A 6311-nucleotide genomic window follows, 5' to 3' on the forward strand; every position below is an offset into this window, starting at 1 on the left:
TGAAGGGGCCGGCCCGCACGGTGCGGGCCGGCCCCTTCGTCGGGGCGCGCCCGGATGCGGAAGGCACGCTCAGGGGGCGGCGTGTCCGCAGTGGTCCCCGGGACCGGGCCTGTCGATCACTGTGGTCCGGGCAACTGCCCCAGGAAGTCCAGGAGTTGCCGGTTGACCTCGTCGGGGCGCTCCTGCTGGGTCCAGTGACCGCAGCCGGGCAGGATCAGACCGCGCCACAGCCGCGGTGCCGCCTCCTCGACGGTGCGCAGCGTGGCGTCCGGGCCGCGCAGGCCGATGACCATGTCACGGTCCCCGCCGATGTACAGCGCCGGCACCTCGATCCGGCGCCCGCGGAAGGCCGCGAGCAGCTCCCAGTTGCGTTCGATGTTCCGGTACCAGTTCAGCCCGCCGGTGAAGGCCCGGGCGCCGTGACGGCCGTAGTCGCCGGCGAAGACGTCGATGTCCTCCTGGGAGAGCCAGTCCGGCAGCCGCTGCGGTTCCGGCATCGTGTCCAGCAGCGTGCCACCGTCGGGAACGATCCACGGGCCGGGCGGATCGTTGGCCGGGTTCTCCCCCGAGCCGCCGGAGAGGATCCGGCGGAAGGTGGCCGCGGGGTCCCGGGCCAGCGCCGCGTCGGCGACCCCGGGTTCCTGGAAGCCGATCTGGTAGAAGCCTTCGCCGAACGTCTTGCGGGTGACCGACGGCGGGGTCATCCCTCCCGGCAGAACGGGCGGGACGCTCAGGCCCGCCACGGCGCGCACGACGTCCGGGCGCATCATGGCCGTCGCCCAGGCGACGGGGGCGCCCCAGTCGTGGCCGACGAGCACCGCCCTCTCCTCGCCCAGCGCGTCGACCAGCCCGATGACGTCTCCTGTGAGGTGGAGCAGGCTGTACTCCTCGACCGCCCGGGGCTGCTCACTGCGCGCATAGCCACGCTGGTCGGGGGCGGCGACCCGGTACCCCGCCGCGGCGAGCGGGCCCATCTGGTGCCGCCACGAGTACCAGCTCTCCGGGAATCCGTGGAGCAGGACCACCAGCGGTCCCTCGCCCTGTTCCGCGACATGCAGCCTGACGCCGTTGACCGTGACGTACGTGTGCTGGACCTGGCCCGGCATTGCCACCTCCGAATCGGACTTCCATTCCCCCTGCGAGCGGTTCCGGACAGCGCTGCGAGAGGTCCTCATCCGGCGGCGGCAGGCGGGCCGACGACCGCGACGACGCTGCGCCACAGGGCCTTGGGGTTGGCGTATCCGGGGAAGCGCCGCATCATCTCGTCGAAGAACTCCTCGGGCGTGCGGGTGCCCTCCTCGACGAGCCGCCGGAAGGTGTCGAGGTAGGTCCGCGTCCGCTGGACGGCGCCTCCGTCGTCGGGCTGCGTCTTGTCCTTGTGGCCGGCCACCGCGTACTTCGGATCCAGCGCCTCGATGGTGTCCAGCGCCCGGTACCACGACCGCAGTCCGCCGTTGCCGGACTCGTTCAGGTACTGGTGGCAATGGTTGTAGACCGAGTCGCCCGCGACGAAGAGGCCGATGGAGGGCACCCACAGCCCGGATGTGTCGTCGGTGTCGGTGTGGCCGAGCTCGACCGCCTTCAGCACATTGCCCTCGAGTTCGAAGCCCTCCGCCGGGACGATCTCCGGGTGGACCTCTCCCTGGCTGACCTGGCCGGGGAACCGGACCTCCCACTCCGCGCCGCGGTTCTCGTGCTCCCTGCGCACGTACGCGGCGGTGCCGGCGGTCGCGTACACCCTGGCTCCCGGGAAGCGTTCCAGCAGCGCGGGGGCGCCGAACCAGTGGTCGCCGTGGCCGTGGGTGAGGTAGATCGCCGTCAGGTTCCTGTCGAACGAAGCGATCCAGTCGCCGATCACGCGGACGTGTTCGTGTGTCCACGGGGTGTCGACGAGGACGGCGTCCCGCTCACCGGTGACGAGCGTCGATGACACGGGGGATGCGACCGCCGGGTAGCCGTGCGGCACGGGCGGCGTGCCGTGTTCGAGGGTCGGGTCGGCGACGTGAACGTGAAAACGGAGGCCAGATGTCATGGTGCGTGACTTTCCTTGTGTGAGGTGGGCTCGTCAGCCGGCTGCGGCGGGGACGAGGTGCCGGGTGAACCAGTCCGTCGCGCCGCCGCCCGTCGCGGCGAAGTGCTCGACATACGCGTCGAAGTGCCCGCCTTCGTACGTGATGAGCTCCTTGGGCTCGCCCGCACGCTCATATGCGGCGAGCGCCATGTCCGTCGGCGTCATCGTGTCGTTCGTGGCGACGATCATGAGCAACGGCGTCGGCGCGATGCGGTCGATCCACACGCCGGGGTCGTACATCTGGGCTTTGAGGGTGGAGCGCAGCGTGATCTTGCGGTCGAAGCGCCCCAGGTCACCCAGCGGGAACCGGTCCTCGTAGGCGATCAACGCCGGGTCCTTGTACACCGAAGGCACATCCGGGTCCGTGGTGACCAGGAGTTGGCGATCGGGATCGGCGCCGCGCAGCTGCGCGCGTTCGTCGGCGTTGAACCGGTCCTGGAGCGCTTGCGTCGCCTCGGCGCCGGGGTTGCGGCGCTTGCCCTGCTCGTAGCCGCTGATGGTCGGCACCTGGGCGACGACCGCCTTGATCCGCGGGTCGCTGCCGGCGAGCACGAGGGCGTGGCCGCCGGCGTAGCTGGAGCCGAACAGGCCGATGCGGTCGGGGTCGACGCCGGGCAGTTCCTGTAGGTAGGTGATGACGCGGCGCCAGTCGAGGATCTGCCGCCACGGGTCGATGTCGTGGCGGGGCCATCCGCCGCTGAGACCGAAGCTGCGGTGGTCGTGGATGATCGCCACGAATCCGGCCTCCGCGAACCGCTCGGCGTAGTGCATCAGGCCGCCTTCGGCCAGGCCTCGGAAGCCGTGGGCGACGGTGATCGCCGGGGCGGGCGCCGTCAGCTCCGCGTGGCGCAGGACCCAGGCGTGCAGTCCGATGCGTCCTTCGGCCGGGATCCAGTGTTCTTCGCGTTCGAGCGCCATCGGTTGTCCTCTCCATGTCGCGTCCTTGTCGCGTCCTTGTCGCGTCGGCGCGGGTGCGGGTGTGTGCCTGCGCCCGCCGCCTATCCGAGCGTCGTCAGAAACCCGGCCATCACGTGGGCCAGCTCCCGCGGCCGTTCCAGGTGGGGCAGGTGACCGGCATCGCGGACCTCGGCCACGCGGGCGTCGGCGAATCTGCCGGCGACCTCGGTGCGCAGCGTCTCCTCCGGGAAGAACGTGTCGTCGGTGACGACCACGAGAGTGGGGGCCGTGACACACGACGGCCGGCGGCCCTGCGGGTGCCCGCCGATCCACGAGGCCAGGGACTGGAGACTGGCGCGTTCGGTCTCCGGCGGGGTGGAGATGACGATGCGCAGCGTCGTCGTGTCGGATCGGTCGATGGCGAGCCGGGTCCGCGACAGCGCCGCGGTGACCCTGTCGAGCTCACGCCCGTCGGCCCGGAAGGCTTCCACGACGTCGGCGGGCAGTGGCCAGCCGGCGAGCGGCGCCGGGGTCACCAGCACCAGCCCGCTGAGCGTGTCGGACAGCTGGGTGGCGGCGAGTTCCGCGACCGGGCCTCCCATGGACTGGCCGACGACGACGATGCGCTCCTGCGGCCGCTGGACGTGACGGACGACCTCGACGACCTGGGAGGCGAAGTCCTCCAGCAGTCCGGCGGTGTCCTCGTCGCGACGGCCGACCTCCTTGCGCTGGACGGAGACGATGCGCCGGCCAGCCGCGGCACCGGACCGGACGAGCTCGTCGATGACCCACTGCCAGCCCGGTGCGCTGTCGCGCCAGCCGTGTGTGAAGACCAGCAGCCCGGCGTCGCCGTCGCCGGCGTGGAGGTACTGGATGCCCGACGGTGTGAACCGCTGTGCGAGAGCGACGCTGGAGGTCACGGGCCCTCACCCCGGCGGATCGGCCAGACCTGGTCCAGCGTGTCGGAGTCGGTGAAGGCCGTTTCGATGGCCACGATGCGCAACCCGTCGCTGCGGCGGGCGATGACGAAGTGCACGGCCAGGCGCTCGATCTCCGAGTCGTCCGCGCGGCAACGCGACCAGATCACGTCAATGGCGCCGCCGTACTGGTTGAAGACCGTGACGCGGTGGTCGAGCACCGCGGTGTGCGTGTAGTCCGCCGCCTGCAGGCGGTCGAACGTGGCCTGGAACCACGCGGTGACGTCCTCCGCCGTGAGGGCGAGGGAGACCGGCCCGCTCTCGTCCCCGACCCAGAGCGGAGCCGCCCAGTAGTCGCTGATGAAGGAGGCGTCATTCGAGGTCTCCACGGCGGTGACCCACCGCGGCAGGTAGTTCTCGAAGAACCAGCCGGTGATCTCGGCATACGTCGCGTCGAGCGCGGCGCGATCGGACGCTTGCGTCATTGCTGGAACCTCTCCGTGAATGGACGGGTCGGCCGCCATGGACGGGCCCGCGCGCGCTTGCACGCCAGAAATAACCGTAGGGTTTTCGCCGACCGAATTACGCGGCGAATCCACCGGAGGCGAATTGTTCACTCGCAGACGGCGGGCATCCGGACCAACGGCAGCCCGGCCCGCCTGCTGGTCCGCGGGGCATTCCCGCCTGCTCTCAGTTCTCCGGGCCGGGTCTCGTGGAGCCCGAGGCAGACCTTTCGGCGGTGTCGACGGGTGACCACTCCGCCGCACGGCCGTCGAGCACCACGCACTCGGAGGCCGCCTCGCCGGGTGCTCTTTCCGGGCCGAGCGCCGTGAATTTCGTCAACGCCGGATTCGAATTCACCGGCAAAGCCGTGCAGTTGGTCGGCCACGTTGCAGCTCGCTTGCGATCTGCAAGTCGGGCGCACGCCACATCAGGCCCTCCCCCGTCCCCCACCGGAAAACCGGTGGAACGGCGCCACTGTGCGCCGTTACCGTGCTGCCGAACCGAGTCCCCGAGGCAAGGACGTCCCGTTGTACACCGTGTGAGACCTCCCGAGCGCTGATCTGTCGCGCGTCGCACCTGTGCGCCGCGCTGCTTTTTGCTGCGGACTTCTCACTGGAACCGGTGTACTTCTGTGTCCGAAACCTGGGTGGTCATACCCACCTGCCTGCCTCTCGTTCTCCGCCGCTGTCACGCGTGCGCGTCGGAACGCTTCCGGGCGAACGGCAAATTCCGCGTCAACGCCAACCACAAGCTGCTCGACGCCTGGCTCCTCGTGCTCTGCACCGCTTGCGGGGAGACCGCGAAGCTCACGGTCCTGGAGCGGGTGAACGTGCGCTCCGTACGACCTGAGCTGCTGGACCGGCTGCACGACAACGACCTCGGCCTGACAGCCGAGTTGCTCCAGGATCCGGTCGTGCGGCGCCGGAATCGCATCGCCCTCGACTGGGAGGACGCCTGGCGCCTCGACACCGGTGGACCGGACCACCCGGACCGCGAGGTGCTGGACGTCTCGGTCCGCTTCGCGGCGCGGATCCCCGTCCGTCCGGTGCGGCTGATCGCCGAAGGCTGTGGTCTCTCCCGGGCCGAGGTCGAACGACTGATCACCGAGGGGAGGCTCGTCTCGGCGATCCGGCTGAACGGCAGGCTCTCCGGCGACTTCACCTTCACGCTCAAGCGCTGAGCCCTACCCCGGCCCAGGGGCCTGTCCGGCGGACTCCGCCGGACAGGCACGTGCCGCGACGAGTCCCGCGGGGTCCGGCGGTCGTACTGTCGATCCCGTCACCGAGGAGGACTTCTGATGCGCAGCGTGACCTATTCGATGAACGTCTCACTCGACGGCTACATCGTCGGGCCGGACGGCGGCTTGGACTGGACACCGCCCGACGAGGAGGTCTTCCGCTTCGTCACCGACGAGGTACGAGAGCTCGGCGTCTACCTGTTGGGCCGACGGCTGTACGAGACGATGCTCTACTGGGAGACCGCCGACCAGGATCCCTCGCTCGACGACTCGAGGCTCGAGTGGGCCGCGATCTGGAAGGCGCTCCCGAAGGTGGTGTTCTCCACCACGCTGTCGGCGGTGCAGGGCAATGCCCGCCTGGCCTCCGGCGGCCTGGCGGAGGAGATCGAGCGGTGGCGCGCCGAACCGGCGGTGGGCGACATCGCGATCGGCGGCGCGACTCTCGCCGCCGAGGCGGCCGCGTCGGGTCTGATCGACGAGTACCGGGCCAGGGTCCACCCGGTGCTGGTCGGCGGTGGCGTTCCGTTCTTTCCCCGGCGCGAGCGCCGGGTGGATCTCGAACTCGTCGAGACCCGCACCTTCAACTCGGGGATCGTCTACCTCCGCCACCGCGTGGCGCGCTAGCCGGCTCGTCCGCCGGGCCCTGGGAACACGCGGGTCGGGCGGTGTGCGCCTTCGCGCACAC

General features: G+C 70.4%; 7 protein-coding genes. 2 read left to right on the forward strand and 5 right to left on the reverse strand.

Annotated elements, in window-relative coordinates; genetic code table 11:
• Positions 1–116: 116 nt before the first annotated feature.
• The 5 genes from ACFWVC_RS23420 to ACFWVC_RS23440 form a co-directional block, all read right to left on the reverse strand.
• The gene (locus tag ACFWVC_RS23420) at positions 117–1106 is read right to left on the reverse strand and encodes an alpha/beta fold hydrolase (protein WP_384289293.1); all 990 of its coding nucleotides are present in this window, start codon (positions 1104–1106) and stop codon (positions 117–119) included.
• A 65-nt stretch (positions 1107–1171) separates the two neighbouring features.
• Positions 1172–2032: an MBL fold metallo-hydrolase gene (locus tag ACFWVC_RS23425; RefSeq protein ID WP_384289297.1), complete on the reverse strand. Its 861-nt coding sequence runs from the start codon at positions 2030–2032 to the stop codon at positions 1172–1174.
• Positions 2033–2065: 33 nt separating this feature from the next.
• Complete coding sequence (locus tag ACFWVC_RS23430; protein WP_384289301.1) at positions 2066–2989, reverse strand: alpha/beta hydrolase; 924 nt, start codon at positions 2987–2989, stop codon at positions 2066–2068.
• Between the two features lie 80 nt (positions 2990–3069).
• Positions 3070–3888 carry an alpha/beta fold hydrolase gene (locus ACFWVC_RS23435; protein ID WP_384289306.1) on the reverse strand — a complete coding sequence of 273 codons (819 nt, stop codon included), beginning with the start codon at positions 3886–3888 and terminating at the stop codon, positions 3070–3072.
• Positions 3885–4370 (reverse strand): hypothetical protein, encoded by a 486-nt coding sequence (locus ACFWVC_RS23440; RefSeq protein WP_384289309.1) that lies wholly within the window; start codon positions 4368–4370, stop codon positions 3885–3887. The genes ACFWVC_RS23435 and ACFWVC_RS23440 overlap by 4 nt, the downstream gene beginning before the upstream one ends.
• Positions 4371–5020: 650 nt before the next feature.
• Here ACFWVC_RS23440 and ACFWVC_RS23445 point away from each other — a divergent pair.
• Both ACFWVC_RS23445 and ACFWVC_RS23450 read left to right on the forward strand, forming a co-directional pair.
• Positions 5021–5569, forward strand: a complete 549-nt coding sequence (locus tag ACFWVC_RS23445; protein ID WP_384289314.1) for a DUF1062 domain-containing protein — start codon at positions 5021–5023, stop codon at positions 5567–5569.
• Between the two features lie 117 nt (positions 5570–5686).
• A complete protein-coding gene (locus tag ACFWVC_RS23450) occupies positions 5687–6250 on the forward strand; it encodes a dihydrofolate reductase family protein (RefSeq protein WP_384289319.1) in 564 nt (187 codons plus the stop codon).
• The last annotated feature ends 61 nt before the right edge of the window (positions 6251–6311 follow it).

Source organism: Streptomyces sp. NPDC058691 (genome assembly GCF_042714775.1).
GTDB lineage: Bacteria > Actinomycetota > Actinomycetes > Streptomycetales > Streptomycetaceae > Actinacidiphila.

Excerpts from the sequence above, each read along its gene's own strand:
- ACFWVC_RS23420 (WP_384289293.1), bottom strand. The coding sequence starts at position 1,106 with ATGCCGGGCCAGGTCCAGCACACGTACGTCACGGTCAACGGCGTCAGG.
- ACFWVC_RS23425 (WP_384289297.1), bottom strand. The coding sequence starts at position 2,032 with ATGACATCTGGCCTCCGTTTTCACGTTCACGTCGCCGACCCGACCCTC.
- ACFWVC_RS23430 (WP_384289301.1), bottom strand. The coding sequence starts at position 2,989 with ATGGCGCTCGAACGCGAAGAACACTGGATCCCGGCCGAAGGACGCATC.
- ACFWVC_RS23440 (WP_384289309.1), bottom strand. The coding sequence starts at position 4,370 with ATGACGCAAGCGTCCGATCGCGCCGCGCTCGACGCGACGTATGCCGAG.
- ACFWVC_RS23450 (WP_384289319.1), top strand. The coding sequence starts at position 5,687 with ATGCGCAGCGTGACCTATTCGATGAACGTCTCACTCGACGGCTACATC.